The 26288-nt window shown below is 68.9% G+C and carries 17 protein-coding genes and 2 riboswitches; of the genes, 11 read left to right on the forward strand and 6 right to left on the reverse strand.

Annotated elements, in window-relative coordinates:
* Nucleotides 1-42: 42 nt before the first annotated feature.
* Nucleotides 43-1824: an immunoglobulin domain-containing protein gene (locus O9Y01_RS17905; protein ID WP_269632975.1), complete on the forward strand. Its 1782-nt coding sequence runs from the start codon at nucleotides 43-45 to the stop codon at nucleotides 1822-1824.
* 674 nt (nucleotides 1825-2498) lie between these two features.
* Nucleotides 2499-4868 carry a M4 family metallopeptidase gene (locus O9Y01_RS17910; RefSeq protein WP_269632976.1) on the forward strand — a complete coding sequence of 790 codons (2370 nt, stop codon included), beginning with the start codon at nucleotides 2499-2501 and terminating at the stop codon, nucleotides 4866-4868.
* Between the two features lie 120 nt (nucleotides 4869-4988).
* On the opposite strand, the gene O9Y01_RS17915 is transcribed toward O9Y01_RS17910, so the two are convergent.
* A complete protein-coding gene (locus O9Y01_RS17915; protein WP_269632977.1) occupies nucleotides 4989-6035 on the reverse strand; it encodes an extracellular catalytic domain type 1 short-chain-length polyhydroxyalkanoate depolymerase in 1047 nt (348 codons plus the stop codon).
* 39 nt (nucleotides 6036-6074) lie between these two features.
* Nucleotides 6075-6560: a hypothetical protein gene (locus O9Y01_RS17920; RefSeq protein WP_269632978.1), complete on the reverse strand. Its 486-nt coding sequence runs from the start codon at nucleotides 6558-6560 to the stop codon at nucleotides 6075-6077.
* 551 nt (nucleotides 6561-7111) lie between these two features.
* On the opposite strand from O9Y01_RS17920, the gene O9Y01_RS17925 reads away from it, so the two are divergent.
* The 3 genes from O9Y01_RS17925 to O9Y01_RS17935 all read left to right on the forward strand — a co-directional run bounded on the left by O9Y01_RS17925 (nucleotide 7112) and on the right by O9Y01_RS17935 (nucleotide 13670).
* Nucleotides 7112-8845: an ABC transporter permease gene (locus tag O9Y01_RS17925; protein ID WP_269632979.1), complete on the forward strand. Its 1734-nt coding sequence runs from the start codon at nucleotides 7112-7114 to the stop codon at nucleotides 8843-8845.
* Between the two features lie 19 nt (nucleotides 8846-8864).
* Nucleotides 8865-10190: an ABC transporter ATP-binding protein gene (locus tag O9Y01_RS17930; RefSeq protein WP_269632980.1), complete on the forward strand. Its 1326-nt coding sequence runs from the start codon at nucleotides 8865-8867 to the stop codon at nucleotides 10188-10190.
* A 123-nt stretch (nucleotides 10191-10313) separates the two neighbouring features.
* On the forward strand, nucleotides 10314-13670 hold the full coding sequence (locus O9Y01_RS17935) for an amidohydrolase family protein (RefSeq protein ID WP_269632981.1): 3357 nt from the start codon (nucleotides 10314-10316) through the stop codon (nucleotides 13668-13670).
* Between the two features lie 102 nt (nucleotides 13671-13772).
* On the opposite strand, the gene O9Y01_RS17940 is transcribed toward O9Y01_RS17935, so the two are convergent.
* The 3 genes from O9Y01_RS17940 to O9Y01_RS17950 form a co-directional block, all read right to left on the reverse strand.
* Nucleotides 13773-15332 carry a DegQ family serine endoprotease gene (locus O9Y01_RS17940; protein ID WP_269632982.1) on the reverse strand — a complete coding sequence of 520 codons (1560 nt, stop codon included), beginning with the start codon at nucleotides 15330-15332 and terminating at the stop codon, nucleotides 13773-13775.
* A 76-nt stretch (nucleotides 15333-15408) separates the two neighbouring features.
* Nucleotides 15409-16824 (reverse strand): ATP-binding protein, encoded by a 1416-nt coding sequence (locus O9Y01_RS17945; RefSeq protein ID WP_269632983.1) that lies wholly within the window; start codon nucleotides 16822-16824, stop codon nucleotides 15409-15411.
* Complete coding sequence (locus tag O9Y01_RS17950) at nucleotides 16821-17480, reverse strand: response regulator (protein WP_269632984.1); 660 nt, start codon at nucleotides 17478-17480, stop codon at nucleotides 16821-16823. Before O9Y01_RS17950 ends, O9Y01_RS17945 begins: the two co-directional genes overlap by 4 nt.
* A gap of 110 nt (nucleotides 17481-17590) precedes the next feature.
* Nucleotides 17591-17694, forward strand: a riboswitch (glycine riboswitch).
* Nucleotides 17695-17703: 9 nt separating this feature from the next.
* Nucleotides 17704-17812: riboswitch (glycine riboswitch) on the forward strand.
* Nucleotides 17813-17873: 61 nt separating this feature from the next.
* Between O9Y01_RS17950 and gcvT the strand changes: the two genes are divergently transcribed.
* The 5 genes from gcvT to O9Y01_RS17975 all read left to right on the forward strand — a co-directional run bounded on the left by gcvT (nucleotide 17874) and on the right by O9Y01_RS17975 (nucleotide 24337).
* Complete coding sequence (gene gcvT / locus O9Y01_RS17955) at nucleotides 17874-18998, forward strand: glycine cleavage system aminomethyltransferase GcvT (protein ID WP_269632985.1); 1125 nt, start codon at nucleotides 17874-17876, stop codon at nucleotides 18996-18998.
* A gap of 104 nt (nucleotides 18999-19102) precedes the next feature.
* Nucleotides 19103-19477 carry a glycine cleavage system protein GcvH gene (gene gcvH, locus O9Y01_RS17960; RefSeq protein ID WP_183104644.1) on the forward strand — a complete coding sequence of 125 codons (375 nt, stop codon included), beginning with the start codon at nucleotides 19103-19105 and terminating at the stop codon, nucleotides 19475-19477.
* Nucleotides 19478-19621: 144 nt separating this feature from the next.
* On the forward strand, nucleotides 19622-22522 hold the full coding sequence (gene gcvP / locus O9Y01_RS17965; protein WP_269632986.1) for an aminomethyl-transferring glycine dehydrogenase: 2901 nt from the start codon (nucleotides 19622-19624) through the stop codon (nucleotides 22520-22522).
* 36 nt (nucleotides 22523-22558) lie between these two features.
* Nucleotides 22559-22936, forward strand: coding sequence for a hypothetical protein (locus O9Y01_RS17970; RefSeq protein ID WP_269632987.1), 378 nt, complete (start codon nucleotides 22559-22561; stop codon nucleotides 22934-22936).
* Between the two features lie 9 nt (nucleotides 22937-22945).
* Nucleotides 22946-24337, forward strand: a complete 1392-nt coding sequence (locus O9Y01_RS17975) for an L-serine ammonia-lyase (protein WP_269632988.1) — start codon at nucleotides 22946-22948, stop codon at nucleotides 24335-24337.
* Nucleotides 24338-24518: 181 nt separating this feature from the next.
* On the opposite strand, the gene O9Y01_RS17980 is transcribed toward O9Y01_RS17975, so the two are convergent.
* Nucleotides 24519-25373 (reverse strand): PEP-CTERM sorting domain-containing protein, encoded by an 855-nt coding sequence (locus O9Y01_RS17980; protein ID WP_269632989.1) that lies wholly within the window; start codon nucleotides 25371-25373, stop codon nucleotides 24519-24521.
* 198 nt (nucleotides 25374-25571) lie between these two features.
* Between O9Y01_RS17980 and O9Y01_RS17985 the strand changes: the two genes are divergently transcribed.
* Nucleotides 25572-26273, forward strand: a complete 702-nt coding sequence (locus O9Y01_RS17985; protein WP_269632990.1) for a response regulator transcription factor — start codon at nucleotides 25572-25574, stop codon at nucleotides 26271-26273.
* Nucleotides 26274-26288 lie beyond the last annotated feature (15 nt).

Consider the following 26288-nt stretch of genomic DNA (forward strand, 5'->3'; position numbering starts at 1 on the left):
GGTGCTGCGATGACCTCTCTGAACTCCATGGAGACTGCTTTCATGTTTGCTCGACTCCTTGGCGCCGGCCTGCTGGCCGGTGCCCTTCTTTGCCCCCAGCCCGGCCGTGCCGGCCCCACCAGCATCGCGCTCGGCGATATCGACAAGGGCACCTTCTGCTACAGCGAGCCGCTCAACCTGCGTGCCGATGTCAGCGACATCAAGGCGGCGTTCACCGCCAGCAACTGGCTCACGACCATCACCGGCGTCTACGGCCGGCGCTGGCCCAGTGGCAAGGCGCTGGCGCAGGCACAGGCCAACGACCAGTACTTCAAGGGCTTCGTGGACACCGGCAGCTTCAACAAGCTGGCCGAGTCCCTCATGGTGGCCATCCACGAGGAGACCCATATGTGGGACCTCGACGGCAGCCGCACGCAATGGAACAGCTACAGCTCCTCCTGGATCGACGACACGACGCAGTTCCTGAAGTTCCCGCTCTATGACGCGGACGGCGGCTTCCCCCGCAGGGAGATCCTCGCCCTGATCAAGGACGACGCGTCCTCCGACATGGACAACCTCTACCTGAAGGACAGCGCCCAGGGCGACTACCACCTGCAGGGCGTGACGGCCGAGCTCAATGCCGGTCTGATGGGCCTGCCCGCCTCGCTGGCCGTGGCCGAGTTCATCGACGGCATCGGCGCCAGCAATGCCCGCGACATCGCGCTGACCAACCTGAACTACCTGCAGCTCTACCTGCGCGTGGCCAAGTCCAGCCACGCGGGCTACTACGCCAAGCTCAAGAGTGACGCCACCTGGCGCAAGTACGTGCTGGTGCAGTTCCTGCGCACGGCCTACTTCATCAACCAGTCCGATGCCTACGCCAGCAAGCTGGGCAGCAGCAAGGTGCCGGCCCTGATCAACCGGGTCTATGCGCCGGAGAACCTGGCCATCCTGGAGGACTTCAGCGGCTACAAGTTCCCCACGCGCATCAGCGACACCTGCATGGGCTCCAGCACCAACACGGCGCCCGTGATCAGCAGCCAGCCGCAGAACGTGGTGGTGACGGCCGGTCAGGCTGCGAGCTTCGGCGTGACGGCCAGCGGTGGCGGTCTGAGCTACCAGTGGCGCAAGAACGGCAGCAATGTGCCCGCCAACGGCAATGCCGCCATCTTCAGCATCGCCAGCGCGCAGGCCGCTGACGCCGGCAGCTACAACGTCGTGGTCAGCAACAGCCTGGGCTCGGTGAGCAGCAGCGCGGCCAGTCTCACGGTCAATCCCGCGGCCGTGCAGATCAGCCTCAGCCCGGCCAACGTCACGCTGAACATGGGCGCGACCCAGGCCTTCTCGGCCACGGTCACCGGCAGCAGCAACACGACCGTGAACTGGTCCGTGGTGGAGGCCGACGGCGGCAGCATCAGCAGCAGCGGCCTCTACACGGCACCGGCCAGGTTGGGCACCTACCACGTCAAGGCCACCAGCGTGGCCGACCCCAGCCGCAGCGCCCAGGCCACGGTCATCGTCAACGGCCCGACCGACTCCGGGACCACGGTCACCGGCACGCTCAGCGCAGGAGGCTCGACCCGCCTCCCCAGCGGCAGCCCGGGCTGGTGGCAGGTCAGCACCCGCTACAACTTCCGCTTCAACCTGAGCGGCCCCAGCAACGCGGACTTCGACCTCTACCTCTACAAGTACGTGAACGGCAGCTGGACGGTGGTCGCCAAGTCCGAGGGGCCCAACTCGACGGAGGCCATCAGCTATGTGGGCGAGGCCGGCTACTACTACCTGCAGCTCAAGTCCTACTCGGGCAGCGGGAGCTACACCTTGAAGTACTCGATATATCCGTGATCGACGGATTCTGGCGCAAGCAATGAAGCATTCATTAACCATTTATTTGTGCGGCATTCAGACTTGTCCCTGACTTGCATACAAGCCAGTCGCACCGAGGCGGTGCAATATGGGTGCAGCCGGGGACAGCGCCTTGAATGGGCCTCTGTCCGTTGAAGCACATGCCCTGGCTTGCTCTCTCTTTGAGCGCCGATCCCCATCGGCGCTCTTTTTTTGCCCGGAGAAACCCGTGGTGCTGCGGGTAATCCGGGGGGGCGTGGTATCCCTGCCTTGCCCGCCTCTTGTACGTATTTGGGTGCCCTCCCCTGCGATTCGTACAAGTGAATGCGGGCGAATGGCGAAATAGTCCGGCCAGACAAAAAGAGCCGAGCCCGGCACATCGCACGAGGCCCGGCGAGGAAGCACCCGAGGCCATGGGGCCAGGTGTGGAAGAAGAGCCGATGAGCCGAAGAAGTCGGCGCCTACCCGGCGGCCGGCGACGAGGGATACGCGCCAGCGACGCGTTGCATTTGCAGGAACCGGATGCCGCCTGGACCGGCCAGGACTCCGCAGTCAGGAGTCCGGCCGGACAGGGCTGCCACGGCGCCCGAGGCGCTCCGGTGTTTGAACGAAGTACCTCCCTGGCCGTCTACCGATGGCCAGCACTTCCATCCTTAGAGCGAGAGAGACAAGCTATGAACAAGACATCCAACAAGGCCCTGCGAACGCTGTTCGCACTGGCCGCAGTGGCCTCGGCCACGCAGGTGCTGGCGGCCGAGCGCGTCGAGCTGGGGCGCGCCAAGGGCGTTGCCGCCGGCCAGACCCTGGCCCCTGGCGCCCAAGGCGCAGCGGCCCTGGGCCTGCGCGCAGAAGACCTGCGCGCCAGCCGCAGCCAGACCTATGCCGACGGCCTGGTGGTGACGCGCCACCAGCAGCTCTTCCAGGGGGTGCCCGTCTGGGGCCATGGCATCGTCGAGCACCGCAGTGCAGCCCGCGGCCTGGCCGCGGCAAGCTCGCACTTCACCGGCGTGATGGTCAACAAGATCGAGCAGGACCTCGCCAGCGCACGCCCCGCGCTGAGCCAGGCCGACGTGCTGGCCCAGGCCCGCGGCCTGGCCCGCGCGATCGACTCGCGCAATGAGCAGGCCCAGCTCTTCGTCCGTCTGGACGACAAGGACAAGGCTCACCTGGTCTATCAGGTGTCCCTGCTGTCCGGCGAGGGCAAGTCCCTGAGCCGCCCCCACTTCCTGATCGACGCCAACACCGGCGCGGTGATCGACCGCTGGGAAGGCCTGAACCACGCCAACGGCACCGGCCCCGGCGGCAACCAGAAGACGGGCTCGTACGAGTACGGCAGCAACGGCCGTCCCTACCTGGACGTCACCCAGAGCGGCTCCACCTGCACGCTCAACAGTGCGGACGTGGTGACGGTCAACCTCAACGGCGGCACCTCCGGCAGCACGGCCCACAGCTTCACCTGCCCCCGCAACACCGTGAAGCAGATCAACGGCGCCTACTCGCCGCTGAACGACGCGCATCACTTCGGCAATGTGGTGTTCCGCATGTACCGCGACTGGTTGGGCGTGCGCCCCATCAGCCAGAAGCTGCAGATGCGCGTGCACTACGGCTCGAGCTACGAGAACGCCTTCTGGGACGGCACCGCCATGCACTTCGGTGACGGCGCCTCGACCTTCTACCCCCTGGTCTCGCTGGACGTGGCCTCGCACGAAGTCAGCCACGGCTTCACCGAGCAGAACTCCGGCCTGGTCTACTCCAAGCAGTCCGGCGGCATGAACGAAGCCTATTCGGACATGGCCGGCGAAGCAGCCGAGTTCTACGACCGTGGCAGCAATGACTGGCTGGTGGGCTACGAGATCTTCAAGGGATCCGGCGCCCTGCGCTACATGGACGACCCGACCAAGGACGGCCGCTCCATCGCCCATGCCTCCCGGTACACCGACTCGCTGGACGTGCACCTGACCTCGGGCGTCTACAACAAGGCCTTCTACACCCTGGCCAAGACCGCCGGCTGGGACACGCGCAAGGCCTTCGAGATCTTCGCGGACGCCAACCGCCTGTACTGGGGCCAGAACGAGACCTTCAACAACGGCTCCTGCGGCGTCATGAAGGCTGCGCAGAGCCGGGGCTATTCGGTCGCCAACGTCATCAGCGCCTTCAACGTGGTCGGCGTGACCTGCCCGAACCCGCCCTCTGACGGCCTGCCCGCCATCAGCAGCCAGCCGGCCAGCGCGACCGTGACGGTGGGCTCCACCGCCACCTTCAGCGTGACCGCCACCAGCGACACCACCCTGAGCTACCAGTGGCGCAAGAACGGCACCGCCATCAGCGGCGCCACCTCGGCCAGCTACACCACGCCGGCCACGACCACCGCTGACAACGGCGCGCTCTTCAGCGTCGTGGTGACCAATGCCAAGGGCAGCGTGACCAGCGCCAACGCCACCCTGACCGTCAAGAGCAGCGACACCACCCTGCCGGTGATCACCAGCCAGCCGGCCAGCGTGACCGTCAACGCAGGCAGCCCCGCGACCTTCTCGGTCACGGCCACCAGCGGCAGCGCCATGAGCTACCAGTGGCGCAAGAATGGCAGCGCCATCAGCGGTGCCACTTCGGCCAGCTACACCACGCCGGCCACCACCACGGCTGACAACGGTGCGCTCTTCAGCGTGGTCGTCACCAATGCCAACGGCAGCACCACCAGCGGCAACGCCACGCTGACCGTCAATGGCGGCGGCACTGGCGGCACCACGGTGACCGGCAGCCTGGTCAGCGGCGGCTCGGCCACCTACCCCAGCGGCAGCCCGGGCTACCACTACAGCTCCGGTGGCGGCGCCTTCAAGATGAGCCTGACCGGCCCCTCCAGCGCTGACTTCGACCTGTACCTGTACAAGTGGAATGGCAGCTCCTGGTCCGTGGTCGCGCGTTCGGAAGGCTCCACCTCCACTGAAGCCATCAACTACAACGGCACGGCAGGCTACTACTACATCGAGGTCTACTCCTACGCCGGCAGCGGCAGCTTCACGCTGAACTACACCCTGCCGAAGTAAGGCCTCGGGGCTCCTGCGGTCGGTGACGCATCGCCGACCGCAAGACCTGACCCTTGCAAGCGCCCTGCGTCTCTCGATGCAGGGCGTTTTTCCTTTGGCGCCTGGCCTTGCGGCCGGGGATCAGCGCCGTGGCTGGGACTGAAAGAAGTCCCAGAGGGTGTCGTTGGCGTTCAGGGTCTGCGAGGGCTGGCCCTTGCCAGGGCGGCTGCGACCGCCACCCGGCCAGCTGTGGCCGCCGGTCTCGGTGGTGCACAGTTGCACCTGCACGCCCTCGTCGCAGCCGCTGTAGCGCTCGCACCAGGCGCCGGGCTTCTGCAGCACCTTCTGGGGCGTTGCCTTGCAATGGTTGCGCTGGACCCAGCGCTGCGTGGTCTCGGGTACGGAGACGAAGTCCATCACCTTGCTGCTGTCCCGGAAGGCTTCGGGGCCGGCGCCGCCGTTGTAGAGCACGTGGTCATCATCCTGGGCATGGATCATCAACACGGGGATGGGCCGGCGCGGCTGGCAGCTGCTGGTGGCATCGGTGCCGGCCACGGCGGCGATGCCGGCCAGCTGCTCGCTGAGCTCGCAGGCCAGGCGGTGGCTCATCATGCCGCCATTGGACATGCCGGTGGCATAGATGCGCCGCGCGTCCACCGACAGCTGCTGCTTGAGGTGCTCGATCAGGGCGCGGACGAAGGCGACGTCCTCGCTGCCGCTGTCCCGCGCAGGACCACAGCAGCCGCCGGCGTTCCAGGTGGCCAGGTGATGGCCTGGCATGCTGCTGTGCCCGTTGGGGAACACGGCGATGAAGCCGGCGCTGTCGGACTTGCTGATGAGGCCGTAGCGGCTGTCATCGGCCTGCAGCTCCATGCTGCCACCCCCGCCATGGAAGGCCAGCAGCAGGGGCATGGGCTGGCCGGCGCGGTAGCCCGGCGGCACGTGGACCATGAAGAGCCGCTCCTTGCCCATCACCTCGAGCCGGCCCTTGTGGGTGCCCGGGCTGGCCAGCGCGGCGTCGCTGGCGGGATCTCCCTTGCGGCCCTCGCGGCGTTCGGCGATGCGCTCACGGATGCGTTCCCGCAGCGTGCCCTGCTGGGCCTCGACCGCTGGCGCGGGGCCCAGCAGCAGGGTGGCCATCAGGCCGCTGAGCAGCGCCATGCGACGCCCGGAAGCCGACAGGATCATGCGCGTTCTCCTCGATGCCGCCCGGGCCTGCGCCGGGCCTCAGTGCCTGTGGGAATGGCCGTGCCCTTCATGCCCTTCATGCCCTTCGTGGTGCTCGTGGCCGCAGCCCGGGCCGTGCACATGGCCCTCGGCCTTCACCGCCACGCCGACGGGCTTGCCGCGCTGCGTGGCCTGTGCGCCATGGTCATGGCCGCAGCCCGGGCCGTGCACGTGGCCATGGTCGTGATGGTGATGCCCATGGTCGTGGCCGTGGTCGTGACCACAGCCACGACCATGCACGTGCGGCGCCGGCGCATGCGGCGCGAGGACGCGGACCAGGGAGCCGTCCTCGCCCACGAGCACGTCGCCGTCGTGCAGCAGCGTGCCTTCGGGCAGCTGCACCGTCAGCGTGCGGCCCAGGCTGTCCGTGGCCTGGAAACGGGACGTGGCGGTCTGGCTGGCGTCCAGGCTGACCTGGCTGGCGCGCTTGAGCAGCACGGCGGCCAGGCCCTGGCCCTGGGGCAGGAATTTGGAGACTTGGGTCATGGTCGATCTCTGGGTGAAGCGCCTGCGTGAAGGCGGTGCAGGGCATTGTCCTTGATCGGACGGGCCAGGCACGGCGAGGGCTCCGGCGTCATTGCAGCGCAGGCGCGGGGCCCGCGCATGTCCGCCCGGTCAAGAAATGCGAAGCAGCCCCGTGGCCGCAGGTGAAGTTTCGTGAAGTCGGGCCGAGGGGCCCACGCGCAGTTGACGGCGCAATTTGTGCGATGCAACAATCGCGCCCGTCTCAACAACGGAGTCCCACGTGGACAGTCCCAGTCCTCAACGCCCCTTCGCGAAGCGTGCCGCAACGGCCTTCGCAGCGCTGACGCACTGAGCCCCGTTGACCGGCGGCCCGGCGCTTCAGCCGCTGCCCCCGCCGCCCCGCTGCCCCCGGAACCTGCCTGAACAGACCCCGCACTTCCGGCGGACCGCCTCGCCCCGTATTCTCCAAGTCCGCCCGCTTCCTGTGGGCCGGCTGAGCCCCCTCGCGCCTCCGTGTGCCGGGGGCGCCAGCCGCGGCCGATAGGCAGCGTGCCCTTCATGAGCGCTCGCCCATGAGCAAGAACACGCGCGAATTCTTTGCCCGCCCGGCCGTCGAAGCCGGCATCAACCGCTGGGACTGGGCCATGCTGCCCCTGGTGCTGGCCGCCCTCGTCCTGCTGGGCTATGGCGCCGCACAGATGGCCCGGCCCTTCGAGATGGGCGATGTGCTGCCCCTGAGCCTGGACCCCATCCAGCTGCCCTACTACCTGTTGCGCACGACCCTGCGCATGTTCATGGCCCTGGCCGCCGCCCTGGTTTTCAGCGGCGTCTTCGCGGTGCTGGCGGCCAAGTACCGCGCGGCCGAACGCGTGCTGGTGCCACTGCTGGACATCCTGCAGTCCATTCCCATCCTGGGCTTTCTCTCGATCACGGTGACGGGCTTCATCGCCCTGTTCCCGGGCAATCTGCTGGGCGTGGAGTGCGCGGCCATCTTCGCCATCTTCACGTCCCAGGCCTGGAACATGGCCTTCAGCCTCTACCAGTCCCTGCGCAACGTGCCGTCGGAACTGCAGGAGGCCGCCCGGGTGTTCCAGCTCTCCGGCTGGCAGCGCTTCTGGCGCCTGGAGCTGCCCTTCGCCATGCCGGGGCTGCTGTGGAACATGATGATGTCCATGTCCGGCGGCTGGTTCTTCGTGGTGGCCTCGGAGGCCATCACCGTGTCGGACCAGAGCATCAAGCTGCCGGGGGTGGGCTCCTACATCGCCCTGGCCATCGAGGCGCGCGACCTGTCCGCCATCGGCTGGGCGATCGGCGCCATGCTGGTGGGCATCCTGCTCTATGACCAGCTCTTCTTCCGGCCGCTCGTGGCCTGGGCCGACAAGTTCCGCTTCGAGGAGAACAGCACCGATCAGGCGCCCCAGTCCTGGCTCCTCAGCTGGCTGCGACGCACGCAGGGTGTGCAGGCCGTCGCGGGCTGGGCCGGGCGCCAGCTGCAGCGCAGCCTGACGCTGTTCCGCCGTCGCCACGATGGCACCTCGGCGCGGGCCCGCCCGGTGCCGCCGTCCCCCCTCGCGCGCCGGGCCTGGGACGCCCTGCTGCTGGCCGCCGTACTGCTCGCGCTGTGGCGCTTGCTCCGCTTCGTGCATGCCGAGGTCGGCTGGGCCGAGGTGGGCCATGTCTTCCTGCTGGGCGGCTACACCCTGGCGCGCGTGCTGGTGCTGATCGCACTGGCCGCCCTGGTGTGGGTGCCGCTGGGCGTGTGGATCGGCCTGAACCCGCGCTGGGCCGGGCGGCTGCAGGCGGTGGCGCAGTTCCTCGCGGCCTTTCCGGCGAATCTGCTGTTCCCGCTGGTGGTGCTGGGCATCGTGCACTGGCACCTGGACCCGGACTGGTGGCTGTCTCCGCTGATGATCTTCGGCACGCAGTGGTACATCCTCTTCAACGTGATCGCTGGAGCGTCCAGCATTCCAGGCGAGCTGCGCTTTGCGGCGCAGAACCTGGGGCTCAGGGGCTGGCTGCGCTGGCGGCGCTTCCTGCTGCCGGCGGTCTTCCCCAGCTTCGTCACCGGCGCCATCACCGCCAGCGGCGGCTCCTGGAACGCCAGCATCGTGGCCGAGTACGTCAGCTGGGGCGACACCACCCTGCGCGCCCAGGGCCTGGGCAGCTACATCGCCGAGATGACGGCCCGCGGGGACTTCCCGCGCATCGCGCTGGGCATCGGCGTCATGTGCGTCTTCGTCATGGGGCTCAACCACTTTGTCTGGCGCCGCCTCTACCGACTGGCCGGCGAGCGCCTGCACTTCTGAACGATCACGGAGGACTCTCATGGCACAAGCCATCATCGAACTGAACGGCGTGGGCAAGACCTTCCGCTCCTCCGACGGGCATGTGCGCCCCGTGCTGGAAGGCGTGGACTTCAGCCTGCGCGAGGGCGAGATCGTCGCGCTGCTGGGCCAGTCGGGATCGGGCAAGAGCACCCTGCTGCGCCTCATGGCCGGGCTCATCGAGGCCGATCGCGGCGAGGTGCGCTACCGCGGCCAGCCGCTGTACGGGCCGGCGCGAGCCATCAGCATGGTCTTCCAGTCCTTCGCCCTCTTCCCCTGGCTGACGGTGCAGCAGAACGTCGAGCTGGGACTCGAGGCGCGCGGCCTGGCCAAGGCCGAACGCGCGGCCAGGGCCGAGGCGGCCATCGAGCTGATCGGCCTGGCCGGCTACGAGGGCGCGCTGCCGCGCGAGCTCTCGGGCGGCATGCGCCAGCGCGTGGGCATCGCCCGCGCCCTGGTCACGGAGCCCGAGGTCCTGCTGATGGACGAGGCCTTCTCCGCCCTGGACGTGCTGACCGGCGAGCGCCTGCGCGAGGACATCCTCGAACTCTGGCAAGGCGGCACCATGCCGACCAAGGCCATGCTGGTGGTCTCGCACAATATCGAGGAGGCCGTGCTGATGGCGGACCGCGTGCTGGTCTTCGCCAGCGACCCCGGCCGCATCCGCTGCCAGCTGTCCATCCAGCTGCCCCGCCCCCGCAACCCGGACAGCGCCGATGTGCGCGCGCTCGTCGACGAGGTCTATGCCCTGATGACGGCCGGCGCCGGCCGGCCTGTGCGCGTCGGCGCCGAGGCGGCCAGCGAGCCCGCCCCCCTCACCGAGCGCCTGCCCGAGGCCGATGTGGCCCGCATGGACGGCCTGCTGGAGCTGCTGGCGGCGCCCCCCTTCGCCGGCCGGGCCGACCTGCCGCAGCTCGCCGAGGCCTCCGAGCTGACCGACGCCCAGATGCTGCCCGTGGCCCACGCCCTGGCCCTGCTGGGCCTGGCCTGGCTGGAAAGCGGCGACCTGCAGCTCAGCGCCCTGGGTCAGCGCTATGTGGACGGCGGCCACGCCCTGCGCCAGGAGATCTTCGGGCAGCAGCTGCTGGACCGCGTCCCCCTGGTCGCCCACATCCGCCACACCCTGGAGCAGGAGAGCAGCGGCCAGCTGCCGGAGAAGCCCTTCCTGCGCCTGCTCAGCGAGCAGCTGGACCCTGGCGAGGCGGACGCCGTGCTGAACACCGCCATCTCCTGGGCGCGGCACGGCGAGGTCTTCGAATACGACTTCCACACGGGCCTGCTGCGCCTGCCCACGGGGGAGCTGGAGGCGCAGGACGAGGCGGTCTGAACCCGCGAGCGCCTGTGCGAGGGGCGCCCCAGGGGCGCCGCCGACCGGCGTTCAGCCCTCGAAAACCGCCGTTCGCGGTGGCCCCAATGGCGGCCACGGAGGCCGGGGCTATGCTCGCGCGCCATGAAAAAGCCCGCATCCCACCCTTTTGCCCCTGCCCTGCTGGCCCTGTCCAGCGCCCTGCTGTGCAGCAGCCTGGCCCAGGCCGCCGAGACGCCGGCATCCCCGGCCGCCCCCGACTCCACCAAGGTCGCCACGGCCGCTACAGCCAAGAAGCCGGCCTGGGACGTCAACCATCCGCCCGGCGAGGCGCAGACCGTCTCCATCGACGTGCGCAGCGGCACCTGGATGAGCGTGGACGTGAGCCCCGACGGCCAGACCCTGGTCTTCGACCTGCTGGGTGACCTCTACACCCTGCCCCTGGCCGGCGGCGAGGCCCGCCCCCTGACCCGCGGCCTGGCCTGGGACATGCAGGCCCGCTTCTCGCCCGACGGCAAGAAGATCGTTTACATGTCCGATGCCGGCGGTGGCGACAACATCTGGGTGATGAACGCCGACGGCACCGGCGCCCGCGCGCTCACCAGCGAAGATTACCGTTTGATGAACAACCCCGTCTGGCATCCCAACGGCCAGTACGTGCTCGCCCGCAAGCACTTCACGGGCACCCGCTCCCTGGGCTCCGGCGAGATCTGGATGTACCACCTGGACGGTGGCAAGGGCGTGCAGCTCAACGAGAAGCCCAACTGGCAGAAGGACCGCGGCGAGCCGGCCATCTCCCCGGACGGCCGCTTCCTGTACTACTCGCAGGACAGCACGCCCGGCAGCAGCTTCCAGTACAACAAGGACGGCAACGGCGAGATCTTCCGCATCTACCGCCAGGACCTGCAGGACGGCACGACCGAGCCCTTCGTGACCGGCCCCGGCGGCGCGGTGCGGCCCACGCCCTCGCCGGACGGCAAGTACCTGGCCTTCGTGCGCCGGGTGCGCGGCGCCGAGGGTCCGCAGTCCACCCTCTTCCTCAAGGACCTTCGCAGCGGCCGCGAGTTCGCGGCCTGGGGGCAGCTGGAGCGTGACCTGCAGGAGAGCTGGTCCGTGCACGGCGTCTACCCGGCCTTCGCATGGACGCCCGATGCCAAGGCCATCGTGGTGTGGGCCCAGGGCAAGCTGTGGCGCGTCGACCCGTTCAAGGGCAGCGCCGCCGAGATCCCCTTCCATGTCAAGGACACGCGGGAGATCCGCCCCGCCCTGCGCTTCGCGCACGAGGTGGCGCCGGCCGAGTTCGACGTGAAGCAGCTGCGCTGGGTGACGGTCTCGCCTGACGGCGGACAGGTCGTGTATTCGGCCCTGGGCCGCCTCTACATCAAGGATCTGAAGGGCAGCACCGGCCAGGCTGCTGCGCGCGCCCTGGGCAAGGACGAAGGCGGCTTCGCCTACTACCCCAGCTTCTCCCGCGACGGCCGCGAGCTGGTCTATGTGCGCTGGGACGATGCGGCGCTTGGCAGCGTCTGGAAGCTGGACCTGGCCACGGGCCGCGAAACCCGCCTCACGCAGGCGCCGGGCAAGTACCTCTCGCCGCGCCTTTCGCCGGACGGCAAGTGGGTGGTCTACCAGAAGTCCAGGGGCGGCTACCTGACCTCGCCGGTGCACGGCCTGGAGACGGGCCTCTTCATCGCCCGCGCCGACGGCCAGGGCGAGCCCCTGCGGATCAGCAAGGACGGTACGGCGCCGCAGTGGGGCCGGGACAGCGAGGCCGTCTACTTCACCCGCAGCGCCCAGACCAGCGAGGTCGACAGCGTGCACAAGCTGGTGCGCCTGAACCTCAAGGACCGCAGCGAGCTGGAGGTTGCCAAGAGCGAGTTCGCCAGCGAGTTCAGCCTCTCGCCGGACGGCCGCTGGCTGGGCTTCGTCGAGCGCTTCCATGCCTATGTGGTGCCGCTGCCGGCCACGGGCAAGACGCTCTCGCTGGCGCCCAAGATGGACGCCGTGCCGGTCAAGCAGCTGGACATCAACGCGGGCGAGTACCTGCAGTGGTCGGGTGACAGCAAGACCCTGCACTACGCACTGGCCGACCAGCTCTTCAGCGTGCCGCTGGAGCAGGTCTTTGCCAAGGGCGAGGGCCAGGCCTGGAAGCCCGCCGAGCAGGGCCTGCCGATCGGCTTCAAGGCGAAGGCCGACAAGCCGCAAGGCCGCATCGCCTTCACCGGCGGCCGCATCGTCACCATGAAGGGCAACGAGGTCATCGACAACGGCACCCTGCTGGTCGAAGGCGACCGCATCGTGGCCGTGGGCGCGGCCTCCGCCGTCGCGGTGCCGGCCGACGCGCGCCGTGTGGACGTCAGCGGCAAGACCCTGATCCCCGGCCTCATCGATGCCCACTGGCACGGCGGCATGGCGGAGTCACGCCTGATCCCGCAGCAGAGCTGGGTCAACTACGCCTCGCTGGCCTTCGGCCTCACCACCATCCATGACCCGAGCAACAGCACGGCCGAGATCTTCACGCAGTCCGAGATGCAGCGTGCCGGCCGCGTGGTGGGCCCGCGCATCTACTCGACCGGCACCATCCTCTACGGCGCCATGGCCGATGTCAGCGCCCTGATCAACAGCTACGAGGACGCCCTCACCCACCTCAAGCGCATGAAGGCCGCGGGCGCCATCAGCGTCAAGAGCTACAACCAGCCCCGCCGCGAACAGCGCCAGCAGGTGCTGGCCGCCGCACGCGAGACCGGCATGATGGTGGTGCCCGAGGGCGGCTCGCTGTTCCAGACGAACATGAGCATGGTGGTGGACGGCCACACCGGCGTGGAGCACGCCCTGCCCGTGGCCAAAGTCTACGAGGACGTGAAGCAGCTGTGGCCGCAGACCGCCGTGGGCTACACGCCCACGCTCAACGTCGCCTATGGCGGCCTGGACGGCGAGCATTACTGGTACGCCCGCACGGACGTCTGGAAGCACCCCATCCTGTCGAAGTTCGTGCCGCGCTCGGTGCTGGAGCCCCGCAGCGTGCGCCGCGAGACCGCGCCCGAGGAGGACTTCAACGTGATCCAGGTCGCGAAGACCGCCACCGAGCTGGAGCGCGCCGGCACCCGCACCAACATCGGCGCCCACGGCCAGCGCGAGGGCCTGGGCGCGCACTGGGAGATGTGGATGTTCGGCCTGGGCGGCATGAGCTCGCTGGAGGCCATCCGCAGCGCGACTTTGAACCCGGCCCGCTACCTCGGCCTGGACAAGGACATCGGCTCCCTGGAGCAAGGCAAGCTGGCCGACCTGGTGGTCATCGACGGCGACGTGCTCAAGGACATCCGCCAGAGCGACCGCATCAGCCAGGTGATGGTGGGCGGCCGCCTCTACGCCGTGCCCAGCATGAACGAGGTCGCCCCGCGCCAGAAGGCTCGCAAGCCCTTCTTCTTCGAGGGTGACGCGGCGGGCACGCCGCTGGATGCCGATGCGCTGAGCGAGGGGCATGGGCATCACGGGCATTGAGGCCCGCGGGGGATCCTGAGTCCCCGGCCCGCGGCCCGATCCCGGCGGGAACAACAAAGGGCGCCCCTCGGGGCGCCCTTCTTCATGGCCGCTTCAGGCCAGTCAGCCCAGCTTCACCGGCACGAAGATCCGGTCCTTGCCGCGCTGCACCAGCAGGGCCACGGACTTCTCGGCGCCCGCCACCACGCTGCGCACCTGCTCGACCGAGCTCACCGGCGTGCCGTTGATGGCCAGCAGCACGTCGCCCGGGCGCACGCCGGCCTGGGCCGAGGGGCCGCTGACCTCGTCGATCACCAGGCCTTCCTTCACGCCGCTGTCACGGCGCTCCTGGGGCTCCAGCGGGCGCAGGGCCAGTCCCAGCTTGCCTTGCTGCGGCGAACTTTCGTCGTCGGACCGGGCCGTGCGGCTCTTCTTCTCGCCGTCATCACCCAGCTTGGCCTTGAGCGTCTCGAGCTTGCCGTGACGCCAGACTTCCAGCGTGGCGGTCTCGCCGGGCATGGCCTGGCCGACCAGGGCCGGGAGGTCGCTGCTGGCCACGATGGGCTGGCCGTTGAACTTCAGGATCACGTCCCCCGACTTCAGCCCGGCCTTCGCGCCCGCGCTGCCTTCCTCGATATTGGCCACCAGCGCGCCCTCGGGCTTGGCCAGCTTGAAGGAATCGGCGAAGCCCTGGTTGACGTCCTGGATGGTGATGCCCAGGCGTGCGTGCTGCACCTTGCCGCCCTTCTCGATCTGCTGGCGCACGCGCTGAGCCACCTCGACGGGAATCGCGAAGGACAGGCCCTGGTAGCCGCCGCTCTGGCTGTAGATCTGCGAGTTGATGCCCACCACCTCGCCGCGCGCATTGAACAGCGGGCCGCCGGAGTTGCCCGGGTTGATGGCGACGTCGGTCTGCAGGAAGGGAACGAAGCTCTCCTGCGGCAGCGCGCGGCCCTTGGCGCTCACCACGCCGGCCGAGACGCTGTTCTCGAAGCCGAAGGGCGAGCCGATGGCCAGCACCCATTCACCCACGCGCAGGTCCCGCGTGCTGCCCAGGGTCACGGTAGGCAGGCCCTTGGCCTCGATCTTGAGCACGGCCACATCGGTCTTGGGATCGGAGCCCAGCACCTTGGCCTTGAACTCGCGCCGGTCGGTCAGCTTGACGGTCACCTCGGAGGCATCGCGCACCACGTGGGCATTGGTCAGGATGGTGCCGTCCTCGGACACGATGAAGCCCGAGCCCTGGCCGCGGGTGGGCATCTCGCCGCCGCGCGGGATCTGGGGCTGGAAGCGGCGGAAGAATTCGTAGAAGGGATCGTCGGGGTCCAGCTCGGGCATGGCGCCACGGCGCTGCGCCTGCGTCTTCACGGTGCCCGTGACGCTGATGTTGACGACGGCGGGGCCCTGGCGGGCGGCGATGGTGGCGAAGTCCGGCAAGGCGGCCGCCGCCATGGGCGCTGGTGCGGCCGTGCTCACGGCGGCAGGCGCGGCGCTGGCCAGCACGGGGCTGGTGGTGGCAACAGGCTCGGCAGGCGCCGTCACCGGCGCGCTGTTGCTGGTCTTGAGGGTGTTGCTGACATGCATGGCACCGGCACCTCCGGCGGCACCAAGCACGCCAGCGGCGACGAGGGCCCAGACCAGGCGGCGGGCCGGGATCATGCGGGTGAGGCGGTGGTCAGTCATGGCGTTCTCCTTTTGGCTGCGGCGACCTGGACGGTCGCGATGGTCAGCACTTTCGAACGCCTCGCTTAGAAACCGCTTAACGAAGCTGAGCCCGGTCTGAGGACGCATCGCCCGGCTCGCAGGCCGGGAGGCGCAGCTCCACCTGCAGGCCGCCCAGGCGACTGGACTGGCTCAGGCGCAGCTGGGCGCCATGGCGCTCGGCAATGGCCTTGACGATGGCCAGGCCCAGGCCGCTGCCTGGCGCCTGCGAGGCCGAAGCACTGCTGCGATAGAAGCGGTCGAAGACGCGCTGGCGCTCGCCGGCGGGGATGCCCGGCCCGCTGTCCTCCACCAGCAGCAAGACCTGACCCTCTCCCGGCGTGGCATGCAGGCTGAGGTCCACCTGGCCGCCCGCGGGGCTGTACTTGATGGCGTTGTCCAGCAGGTTGCGCAGCAGCACGCGCAGGCCTTCGGGCTGGCCCAGGACCCAGGCGGCATCGCAGTCCTGCAGGCCCACGTCCACGCCGCGCAGGCTGCCCAGCTCGCTGGCATCGGCCACGGCCTGGCGGCAGAGCGCATCCAGGGCCACCGGCTCCAGCGCCCGCTGCGCGGCCGCGCCTTCCTGGCGGGCCAGGGACAGCAGCTGCTCGATCAGGTGCGAGGCCCGCTCGATGCCCTGTTCCAGCCGCCGCAGGCCGGGCTCGCCCGCCGTGCTGCTCATGGCGTTGCCCTGCTGCAGCGCCTGCAGCTGCAGCTTCAGCGCGGCCAGCGGCGTGCGCAGCTCATGGGCCGCGTCGGCCACGAAGTGCTGCTGGTCCTCGAAGGCCCTGCGCACGCGGCCCAGCAGGGCGTTGAACTCCTGCACCATGGGCCGCAGCTCGCTGGGCAGATCGCCCGCGGGAACCGGCGCCAGATCGCCTGGCGAGCGGTCCGCCAGCTGGGCGCGCACGCGCTCCACCGGGTCCAGGGAACGGCTGATGACCAGCCATACGACCAGACCCAGCAGCGGCAGCATCAGCAGCGTGGGCATGGCCGTGCGCCAGGCCAGCTGCGAGGCCATGCGCTGGCGCACGGAGAGGTCCTGGGCGACCTGGATCACCTGCAGCGGCGTCTGCACCGAGAAGACGCGGAAGGTGCGCCCACGGTCGCTGACGTCGGAGAAGCCCAGCACCGCGCGCTGCGGCAGCAGCCAGGGTCCGGGTGAGCGGAACATGGAGGCGCCGTCCAGGCTCCAGACCTGCACATGGAAGTCGAAGCTCTGCTGCTCGCCCAGCGGCAGCGAGATGGTGCCGCTGCCCGGCCCCGCCACGCTGCCGCGCAGGGAGAAGGCCATCTGCTGCATCTGGTAGTCGAAGAGCTGGTCGGCCTCGGCCAGGGCCGTGCGGTAGGCGCTGTAGGCCTGCAGGAAGGCCGCCAGCGAGACGGCGGCCAGCAGGAACATCATCAAGCGCTGGCGCAGCGAGCGCGGCATCAACCCGCGCCGCAGTCCCGCCAGCCACTCGAGGCTCTTCATTCCTTGGGGACGCGGTAGCCCACGCCGCGCACGTTCTGGATCAGCTCGGCGCCCAGCTTCTTGCGCAGGCCGTGGATGTAGACCTCGACCGCATTGCTGGAGATCTCGTCCTTCCAGCCGTAGAGCTTCTCCTCCAGCTGCTGGCGCGACAGCACCATCCCCGGCCGGGCCAGCAGCGGCTCCAGCACCGCCCACTCACGCGCAGAGAGCACGACCTCGCGGCCGTCCTTGCTCACCTCGCGGGTGGCGGGGTTGATGGCGACGCCCTTGTGCTCGTAGACCGGCTCGGCACGGCCCTGGGCCCGGCGCAGCAAGGCGCGGATGCGGGCCAGCAGCTCGTGGAACTCGTAGGGCTTGAGCACGTAGTCGTCCGCCCCGGCGTCCAGGCCGGCAATGCGCTGCTCCAGGGCATCGCGCGCCGTGGCGATCAGCACCGGCAGGCTCTGCTTGCGGCCGCGCAGCTGCTTGAGCACCGTCATGCCGTCGGCCTTGGGCAGGCCCAGGTCGAGGATCAGCAGGTCGTAGTTCTGGCTCAGCAGCGCGGTGTCGGCCATCTCGCCGTCGCGGACCCAGTCGACCGCATAGCCTTCCGCCCGCAGCAGGTCCAGCAGGGGCTCACCGATCATCAGGTCGTCTTCGACCAGCAGCAGTCTCATGGCGCGGCACGGGGCGTGGAGAGGGAAAAGGAGAATTCTCCACGCAAGAAAGCCCCCTGCCTTAGCAGCCCCTTAATCTCTTGCCGATGGGGGTGATTCCATGGCTACAATGCGCCCGGTCAGGAGAGAGCTCTCTAGCGGGAGCCGCCGAAGGCGCAGAGGCATTGGTGATCCCACGCTTCGAACGCTCAGGCAAAAGGACTGACAAAACGTTCCGATCGGAACGTTCCTCACTGGAGAGAGACGGGTCTCGAGCCCGTCCACCGAAGGGGCAAGCTGCTGGCGATACGCCGGTGGCCAATCTCTCAGGTAAAGCGGACAGCGAGGGCAGCTCCCCATCCCCGGATCAACGGCCGGGGTGGGGTTCCAGAATGCCCTCGAAGGAATTTGCCCATGTCCGCCCCCGCCGCCGATCTCAAGAAGACCCCCCTGCACGCCCTGCACGTCGAACTCGGTGCCAAGATGGTGCCCTTCGGCGGCTACGACATGCCCGTGCAGTACAAGGCCGGCATCCTGGCCGAGCACAAGCACACGCGCACGGCCGCCGGCCTCTTCGACGTCTCGCACATGGGCCAGCTGCGTCTGGTGGGCGCTGACGCCGGCGCCGCCCTGGAGTCCATCGTGCCGGTGGACATCATCGACCTGCCCGTCTACAAGCAGCGCTACGCCCTCTTCACGAACGAGCAGGGCGGCATCCTCGACGACCTGATGGTCTGCCGCCGCCCCGACGACATCTTCGTGGTGGTGAACGCCGCCTGCAAGGAGCAGGACACGGCCCATCTGCAGGCCAAGATCGGCAGCCGCTGCGAGGTGATCCCCACCCCCGAGCGCGCCCTGCTGGCGCTGCAAGGCCCGCAGGCCGTGACGGCCCTGGCCCGCCTGAACCCCGAAGTCGCCAAGCTGACCTTCATGACCGGCGGCTTCTTCAATCTGGACGGCATCGAGACCTTCCTGACCCGCTCGGGCTACACCGGCGAGGACGGCTTCGAGATCTCGGTGCACAACGACCAGGCCGTCGAGCTGGCCCGCAAGCTGCTGGCCCAGCCCGAAGTGATGCCCATCGGCCTCGGCGCCCGCGACACCCTGCGCCTGGAAGCCGGCCTGTGCCTGTACGGCCATGACATCGACACCACCACCACCCCCGTGGAAGGCGCCCTGACCTGGGCCATCCAGAAGGTGCGCCGCGCCGGTGGCGCCCGCGCCGGCGGCTATCCTGGTGCCGACATCGTCAACGAGCAGCTCGCCAACGGCGTGCAGCGCAAGCGCGTGGGCCTGATCTCCGCCGAGCGCATGCCCGTGCGCGAAGGCGCCAAGCTGGTGAACGCAGACGGCACCGAGATCGGCGTCGTGACCAGCGGCTCCCTTGGCCCCACGGTCAACCAGCCGGTGGCCCTGGGCTATGTGCAGACGGCCTACGCCCCGCAAGGCACGGAAGTCTTCGCCCTCGTGCGTGACAAGCGCGTCGCCATGACCGTGGCCGCCACCCCCTTCGCGCCGCACCGCTATTTCCGCGGCTGACATCCGCTTCCGGGGGGCCGATACTGGCCCCTCGCCGGCTATCTACGTCCAGTTTCTCCCGTCCAGTTTTCCCTGGTCTTTTCTCCCGACATTCGGAGCACACCATGAGCATCAAGTACACCGCCGACCACGAGTGGATCCAGATCAACGCTGACGGCACCGCCACCGTGGGCATCACCGTCCATGCGCAAGACGCGCTGGGCGACGTGGTGTTCGTGGACCTGCCCGACGTCGGCAAGAGCTTCGCCGAGAAGGAAGTCGCCGGCGTGGTCGAGTCCGTCAAGGCCGCCGCCGACGTCTACATGCCCGTCAGCGGCGAGATCACCGAGGTCAACGAAGCCCTGCGCGCCGACCCTTCCCTGGCCAACAGCGACCCGCTGGCCTCGGGCTGGTTCTTCAAGGTCAAGCTGTCCAAGCCGGCCGAGCTGGACGCCCTGATGGACGCCACCGCCTACGACGAGCTGGTCAAGAACAGCTGATCGCCGTGAGGTGAACAACGGGCACCGACAGTCCTGTCCGTGCCCGTTTCCGTATCTGCCGGGCGGCCCCTGCCTGCCGCCGCCCTGCCCCGGACTGCCGCCGCCGGCCATGAGCCCGCCGCGGTCACCGATGAAGGATTTGCCATGTTGATGTCTGCCCTGAAGCCCCTGCGCGAACTCGAGAACGCCGCCGAATTCCACGCCCGCCACATCGGCCCCGATGCCGCCGATGAAGCCGCCATGCTGTCCGTGATCGGCCAGGCCTCGCGCCGCGCCCTGATCGAGGCCATCGTGCCCGCCAGCATCAAGCGCACGGCCGGCATGCAGCTGCCGCCCGCCGCCACCGAGGCCGCCGCGCTGGCCGAGCTGAAGGCCGTCGCCAGCAAGAACCAGGTGCTCAAGAGCTACATCGGCCAGGGCTACTACGGGACCCTGACCCCGGGCGTCATCCTGCGCAACATCCTCGAGAACCCCGCCTGGTACACCGCCTACACGCCCTACCAGGCCGAGATCTCGCAAGGCCGCATGGAAGCCCTGGTCAACTTCCAGACCATGGTGACCGACCTCACCGGCATGGCCATCGCCAACGCCTCCATGCTGGACGAAGCCACCGCCGCCGCCGAGGCCATGACCCTGGCCGCCCGCGTGGGCAAGAGCAAGAGCCAGACCTTCTTCGTGGCCGACGACGTGCTGCCGCAGACGCTGGAAGTGGTGCGCACCCGCGCCGAGCCCATCGGCATCACCGTGGTCGTGGGCCCCGCCGCCGAGGCCGGCAAGACCGAGTGCTTCGCCGCCCTGGTGCAGTACCCCGGCGTCAACGGTGACGTGCGCAGCCTGCAGCCCATCGCCGACGCCGTGCATGCCCAGAACGGCCTGCTGATCGCCGCCGCCGACCTGCTGTCCCTGACCCTGCTGAAGGCCCCTGGCGAGCAAGGCGCCGACATCGCCGTGGGCACGACCCAGCGCTTCGGCATGCCCATGGGCAATGGCGGCCCGCACGCCGCCTACATGGCCTGCAAGGACGAGTTCAAGCGCAACCTGCCGGGCCGCCTGGTCGGTGTCTCGGTGGATGCGCAAGGCAACAAGGCCTACCGCCTGGCCCTGCAGACCCGCGAGCAGCACATCCGCCGCGAGAAGGCCACCTCCAACATCTGTACCGCCCAGGTGCTGCCGGCCGTCGTGGCCAGCATGTACGCCGTCTACCACGGCCCGCAAGGCCTGAAGCGCATCGCCCAGCGCGTGGCGGCCTACACCGCCATCCTGGCCGAAGGCCTGAAGGGTCTGGGCTTCGGCATCGCCAATGCCGCCGCCTTTGACACCCTGCACGTGCAGACCGGCACCAAGACCGAGGCCCTGCTGGCCGCGGGCGTCAAGGCCGGCATGAACTTCCGCCGCGCCTCGGCTCAGTCCCTGAGCCTGTCGCTGGACGAGACCACCACGCGTGAAGACCTCGGCGCCGTGCTGGCCGTCTTCGCCGACGGCAAGAGCCTGCCCGGCTTCGCCGCCTTCGAGAAGGGCGTGGCCGCCATGATCCCGGCCGAGCTGGTGCGCACCAGCAGCTACCTCGACCACCCGGTGTTCAACACCCACCACAGCGAAACCGAGATGCTGCGCTACATCCGCGCCCTGTCCGACAAGGACCTGGCCCTGGACCGCAGCATGATCCCGCTGGGTTCCTGCACCATGAAGCTGAACGCGACCAGCGAGATGATCCCCATCACCTGGCCCGAGTTCGCCCAGATCCACCCCTTCGCCCCGCGCGAGCAGCTGGCGGGCTACGAGCTGCTGAACGAGCAGCTGACCGCCTGGCTGTGCCAAGCCACCGGCTACTCCGGCATCAGCCTGCAGCCCAATGCCGGCTCGCAGGGCGAGTACGCCGGCCTGCTGGCCATCAAAGCGTGGCACGAGTCGCGCGGCGAAGGCCATCGCAAGATCTGCCTGATCCCCGAGTCCGCGCACGGCACCAACCCCGCCTCGGCCCAGATGGTGGGCATGCAGGTGGTGGTCACCAAGTGCGACAAGGAAGGCAATATCGACCTGGCCGACCTGAAGGCCAAGTGCGAGCAGCACAGTGCCAACCTGGCCGCCATCATGATCACCTACCCCTCGACCTACGGCGTCTTCGACACCCAGGTCAAGGAGATCTGCCAGCTCGTGAAGAGCCATGGCGGCCGCGTCTATGTGGACGGCGCCAACATGAACGCCCTGGTCGGCGTGGCGGCTCCTGGCGAGTTCGGCGGTGACGTGTCCCACCTGAACCTGCACAAGACCTTCTGCATTCCTCACGGCGGTGGCGGCCCGGGCGTCGGCCCGGTCTGCGTGGTCGCCGACCTCGTGCCCTTCCTGCCCGCGCACCGCAGCGCCGGCGTGGGCGTGGCCAGCAATGTGGGTGCCGTCTCGGCCGCCCCGCTGGGCAACGCCGCCGTGCTGCCCATCAGCTGGATGTACGTCCGCATGATGGCCGCCGACGGCCTGCAGGCCGCCACCGAGATCGCCATCCTGTCCGCCAACTACGTGGCCGCCCGTCTGTCGGATGCCTATGACATCCACTTCAGCGGCAACATCGCCGGCGTGAAGGGCGGTGGCGTGGCCCACGAGTGCATCCTGGACCTGCGCCCTCTGAAGGACAGCTCCGGCGTGTCCGCCGAAGACGTGGCCAAGCGCCTGATCGACTACGGCTTCCACGCCCCCACGCTGTCCTTCCCGGTGGCCGGCACGCTGATGGTGGAGCCGACCGAGTCGGAGTCCAAGGCCGAGCTGGACCGCTTCTGCGACGCCATGCTGGCCATCCGCGCCGAGATCGCCAAGGTCGAGGCCGGCCAGTGGGCCCGCGAGGACAACCCGCTCGTGAACGCCCCGCACACCGCCGAGGTGCTGCTGGCCACCGAGTGGAACCATGGCTACACCCGCGAGGAAGCCGCCTACCCGGTGGCCACCCTGCGCCGCCAGAAGTACTGGTCGCCGGTGGGTCGCGTGGACAACGTCTACGGTGACCGCAACCTGTTCTGCTCCTGCATCCCGATGAGCGAGTTCGAACAGGCATAAGGCCAGCGCCCGCAGCCCACGGCAGGAGCCCACAGCATGGACAGCCCGAGTGATTCGCAGTTGGACCAAAGCTTCACTGCTCTTGCCGTGCTGAGCCCGGCGGGCAAGCTGATTGCCCAGGGGCGGCACCGCCTGGAGCTGCGCTCCTGGTGCCCGCCGCAGGTGCCCCTGCGCGACCTGCTGATCATCGAGAGCCGCCGCCAGGTGGCCTCGGACGACCAGCTAGACCCTGAGGCGGCCGGGGTCGCCCTGGTCGATGTACTGTCGGTGGACCCTTGGCCGGGCACGCCGGGCATGTTTGCCTGGAAGCTCGGCAACGTCCGCCCCATCACCCCCAAGCTGAGCCCGCTGCCCGCGCGCGGCGGGCTCTACACCATCTGCCTGAGCAGCCTCGCCGAGACTGCCGACACCTGAGAGAGCACCATGGCCGTTTCCGTTTTCGACCTGTTCAAGATTGGCATCGGCCCCTCCAGCTCCCACACGGTGGGCCCGATGCGCGCCGCCCGCCTGTTCGCTTCGCGCCTGCGCAGCGAGGGCCTGCTGCCGCGCACTGCGCGTGTGCTGTCCCAGCTCTACGGCTCCCTGGGGGCTACCGGCAAGGGCCACGGCAGCGATACCGCCGTGCTGCTGGGCCTGGCCGGCCATGAGCCCGACACCGTGGACGTCGAGCGCGTGCCTCAGTACCTGGACGAGATCCGTCAAGGCAGCCGCCTGCAGCTGCTGGGCGAGCACTGGGTGGACTTCAACGAGGTCAAGGACCTGGTCTTCTTCCGCCGCCAGAGCCTGCCCTTCCACGCCAACGGCATGCGCTTCAGCGCCTTCGACGCGGAAGGCGCGCTGCTATCCGAGAAGACCTACTACTCGGTGGGCGGCGGCTTCGTCGTCAGCGAGGAGGTGGCATCCGACGGCAGCAAGCAGAAGGTGATCGCACCCGACGCCACCGTGCTGCCCTACCCCTTCAAGACGGGTGACGAGCTGCTGGAGCTGACCAAGACCCACGGCATCAGCATCGCCGAGGTGATGCGCCGCAATGAACGCCACTGGCGCAGCGACGCGGACACGCGGGACGGCCTGCTGCGCATCTGGCAGGTGATGCAGGACTGCGTCAGCCGCGGCCTGCGCACCGAGGGCATCCTGCCGGGCGGCTTCAAGGTCAAGCGCCGCGCCTCGCAGCTCTACCGCGACCTCACGGCCAACCCCGAGGCCGCCCTGCGCGACCCGCTGCAGGTGATGGACTGGGTCAACCTCTATGCCCTGGCCGTCAACGAGGAGAACGCCGCCGGCGGCCGCGTGGTGACGGCGCCGACCAACGGCGCGGCCGGCATCGTGCCCGCCGTGCTGCACTACTACAGCCGCTTCGTGCACGGCGCCAATGAAGACGGCGTGGTGGACTTCCTGCTCACCGCCGCTGCCATCGGCATCCTCTACAAGGAAAACGCGTCCATCTCGGGCGCCGAGGTCGGCTGCCAGGGCGAGGTGGGCGTGGCCTGCTCCATGGCCGCCGGCGCCTTGTGCCAGGTGATGGGCGGCACGCCCGAACAGGTGGAGAACGCCGCCGAGATCGGCATGGAGCACCATCTGGGCCTCACCTGCGACCCGGTGGGCGGGCTGGTGCAGATCCCCTGCATCGAGCGCAATGCCATCGCCTCGGTCAAGGCCATCAATGCGGCCCGCATGGCCCTGCGTGGCGACGGCACGCACTTCGTGAGCCTGGACAAGGTCATCAAGACCATGCGCGACACCGGCGCGGACATGATGACCAAGTACAAGGAAACGGCCCGCGGCGGCCTGGCGGTGAACATCGTCGAGTGCTGAAGCCCAGGGGGCGTGCGAGGCGAGCCCCTCGCACGTCCTGTCTCACACGCCCTGCCTCGGACACCGCCCTCCCGCCGGCCAGGCCCGGCTTCACCATCGGGCCCGGTTCAGCCGCAGGAGCTCCTGCGACCCGCGCCAGCTGACAAGGCCAGGAGCTGCCGCTGCGTCCGCGGATGCCCGCTCAGGCTGACTTGCGCCGGCGCGACACCAGGAAGCCGCCAAATCCCGCGGCGAAAAGCAGGGGCGTGGCCGGTTCGGGCACCTGGGTGACCGTGATGTCGAAGGAGGTCTCCCCCACGGGGCAGTCCGCCAGGCAATCCGAAGCGGTGTACGAGCCTTCGTTCTCCAGGACCACGAAGCCGAAGCCCGCGAAGCTGCTGGTGACCCGGGAAGTGAAGGTCTTGGTGGCCTGGTCCAGCTCGATGGCCACCTTCTCCTTGTGCGTCCTGCCGGCGTCGTCGACGACCCCGAGATCGCCGGACACCTTCAGCTTGCCGCCGCCCTTGTCCTTCTTGAGGCCAGCCGCCGAGGTCTTGATCTTCGGCGTGACACCGTCGGTCTCGATCTCGATTTCCAGATCGGCCGTATGGTCGGTCTTCTCGATGATCTTGCCCTTGTCCTTGAAGTTCTTGCCGGCGTACGGCCCCTTCTTCCAGGTCCCCTTGCTGTCCAGGTTCCATACCTTGTTCAGCGCGGCATCGGTCTCCATGGCCGCCCCGTACTCGACGGACCAGTTCTCGCCGAGATAGGTGCCGGACAGGATGCCACCGTAGCTGCCGGAGAAGATGCCCGGCGACGTTTCGGCAACCCGGTAGCGGCCTTCGTAATGAAGCTTCGCCCCGAAGTCGACAAGCCCCGCGCCCAGGAGCTGGGTGACGATGGCGTCCAGACTGGAATCGACGTGCAGCTGCTGCGCGACGACGAACTCCTCTTCGATGGGGATGGGGATCGCGGTGGACTTCAGCGGCGCTGCGGACGCGAGTCCCGCCGAAAGAAGAAGTGCCGATCCGATGAGCGCGATGGCTGTGGGTTTCATGTTCAGTTCCTCCAGAGGTTGAGCGACCCGGCGCCCGCCTGCGGGGCGTGGGCCTCGCGGGATCTTGGTCCAGCGCCCTGCGCGGCACAGCTACGAGCCCTGGTAGCTTGCGAAGCCACCGCTGGATCCGCCCTGCCCTCCCGAAACTGCAGGAAACTCCTGTCGCCTCTCGCCTGAACGGCTGTTAAGCTGCCATTCATGAACCTGCTGCTCGCTGAAGACGACCCTCTGCTCGCTGACGCCCTGTGCGCCCAGATGCGCCGCAGCGGCTTCGCCGTGGAGCACGCCCCCAACGGCGCGGTGGCCGAGTACCTGCTGGTCAAGCAGCCCTTTGACGTGGCCGTGCTGGACCTGGGCCTGCCCATGGTGGACGGCCTTACCGTGCTCAAGCATGTGCGCGTGGCCAAGCCCGCCCTGCCCGTGCTGATCCTCACCGCCCTGGACAGCCTGGAGGACCGCGTGGCCGGCCTCAACGCCGGCGCGGACGACTACCTCACCAAGCCCTTCGACTTCCCCGAGCTGGAAGCCCGCCTGCGCGCCCTGCTGCGCCGCAGCCGCGCGGGGGCCCAGCCCCAGCGCGCCGAGGTGGCCGGCCTGAGCCTGGACCAGGAAGCCCGCCGCGCCCTGATCCATGGCGAGCCCATCGACCTCAGCCCGCGCGAATGGATGCTGCTGGACCTGCTGATGGCGAACCGCGACCGCGTCGTCACCAAGGAGCAGATCAACCAGACCTGGGCCTCGGCCGATGGCGGCGGCAACGACCCCCAAGGGAGCGCCACCAACGCGGTGGAGGTCTACATCCACCGCCTGCGCCGCAAGCTGGAGGGCGCGGGCGTGGCCATCCGCACGGTGCGCGGCCTGGGCTATCTGCTGGAGGCCGAAGCCTCCTCCGGCGCCTAGGTCCACGCAGGCCCG

The sequence above is a fragment of the Pelomonas sp. BJYL3 genome (genome assembly GCF_027257975.1).
Lineage (GTDB): Bacteria > Pseudomonadota > Gammaproteobacteria > Burkholderiales > Burkholderiaceae_C > Roseateles_B > Roseateles_B flavus.

What these genes read in the sequence shown, in the direction of transcription:
- O9Y01_RS17930 (WP_269632980.1), top strand. Translation starts at nt 8,865, where the DNA reads ATGGCACAAGCCATCATCGAACTGAACGGCGTGGGCAAGACCTTCCGC.
- gcvP (WP_269632986.1), top strand. Translation starts at nt 19,622, where the DNA reads ATGTTGATGTCTGCCCTGAAGCCCCTGCGCGAACTCGAGAACGCCGCC.
- gcvT (WP_269632985.1), top strand. Translation starts at nt 17,874, where the DNA reads ATGTCCGCCCCCGCCGCCGATCTCAAGAAGACCCCCCTGCACGCCCTG.
- O9Y01_RS17915 (WP_269632977.1), bottom strand. Translation starts at nt 6,035, where the DNA reads ATGATCCTGTCGGCTTCCGGGCGTCGCATGGCGCTGCTCAGCGGCCTG.
- O9Y01_RS17975 (WP_269632988.1), top strand. Translation starts at nt 22,946, where the DNA reads ATGGCCGTTTCCGTTTTCGACCTGTTCAAGATTGGCATCGGCCCCTCC.
- O9Y01_RS17970 (WP_269632987.1), top strand. Translation starts at nt 22,559, where the DNA reads ATGGACAGCCCGAGTGATTCGCAGTTGGACCAAAGCTTCACTGCTCTT.
- O9Y01_RS17925 (WP_269632979.1), top strand. Translation starts at nt 7,112, where the DNA reads ATGAGCAAGAACACGCGCGAATTCTTTGCCCGCCCGGCCGTCGAAGCC.
- O9Y01_RS17940 (WP_269632982.1), bottom strand. Translation starts at nt 15,332, where the DNA reads ATGACTGACCACCGCCTCACCCGCATGATCCCGGCCCGCCGCCTGGTC.
- O9Y01_RS17945 (WP_269632983.1), bottom strand. Translation starts at nt 16,824, where the DNA reads ATGAAGAGCCTCGAGTGGCTGGCGGGACTGCGGCGCGGGTTGATGCCG.
- O9Y01_RS17920 (WP_269632978.1), bottom strand. Translation starts at nt 6,560, where the DNA reads ATGACCCAAGTCTCCAAATTCCTGCCCCAGGGCCAGGGCCTGGCCGCC.
- O9Y01_RS17980 (WP_269632989.1), bottom strand. Translation starts at nt 25,373, where the DNA reads ATGAAACCCACAGCCATCGCGCTCATCGGATCGGCACTTCTTCTTTCG.
- O9Y01_RS17950 (WP_269632984.1), bottom strand. Translation starts at nt 17,480, where the DNA reads ATGAGACTGCTGCTGGTCGAAGACGACCTGATGATCGGTGAGCCCCTG.
- O9Y01_RS17905 (WP_269632975.1), top strand. Translation starts at nt 43, where the DNA reads ATGTTTGCTCGACTCCTTGGCGCCGGCCTGCTGGCCGGTGCCCTTCTT.
- O9Y01_RS17910 (WP_269632976.1), top strand. Translation starts at nt 2,499, where the DNA reads ATGAACAAGACATCCAACAAGGCCCTGCGAACGCTGTTCGCACTGGCC.
- gcvH (WP_183104644.1), top strand. Translation starts at nt 19,103, where the DNA reads ATGAGCATCAAGTACACCGCCGACCACGAGTGGATCCAGATCAACGCT.
- O9Y01_RS17935 (WP_269632981.1), top strand. Translation starts at nt 10,314, where the DNA reads ATGAAAAAGCCCGCATCCCACCCTTTTGCCCCTGCCCTGCTGGCCCTG.
- O9Y01_RS17985 (WP_269632990.1), top strand. Translation starts at nt 25,572, where the DNA reads ATGAACCTGCTGCTCGCTGAAGACGACCCTCTGCTCGCTGACGCCCTG.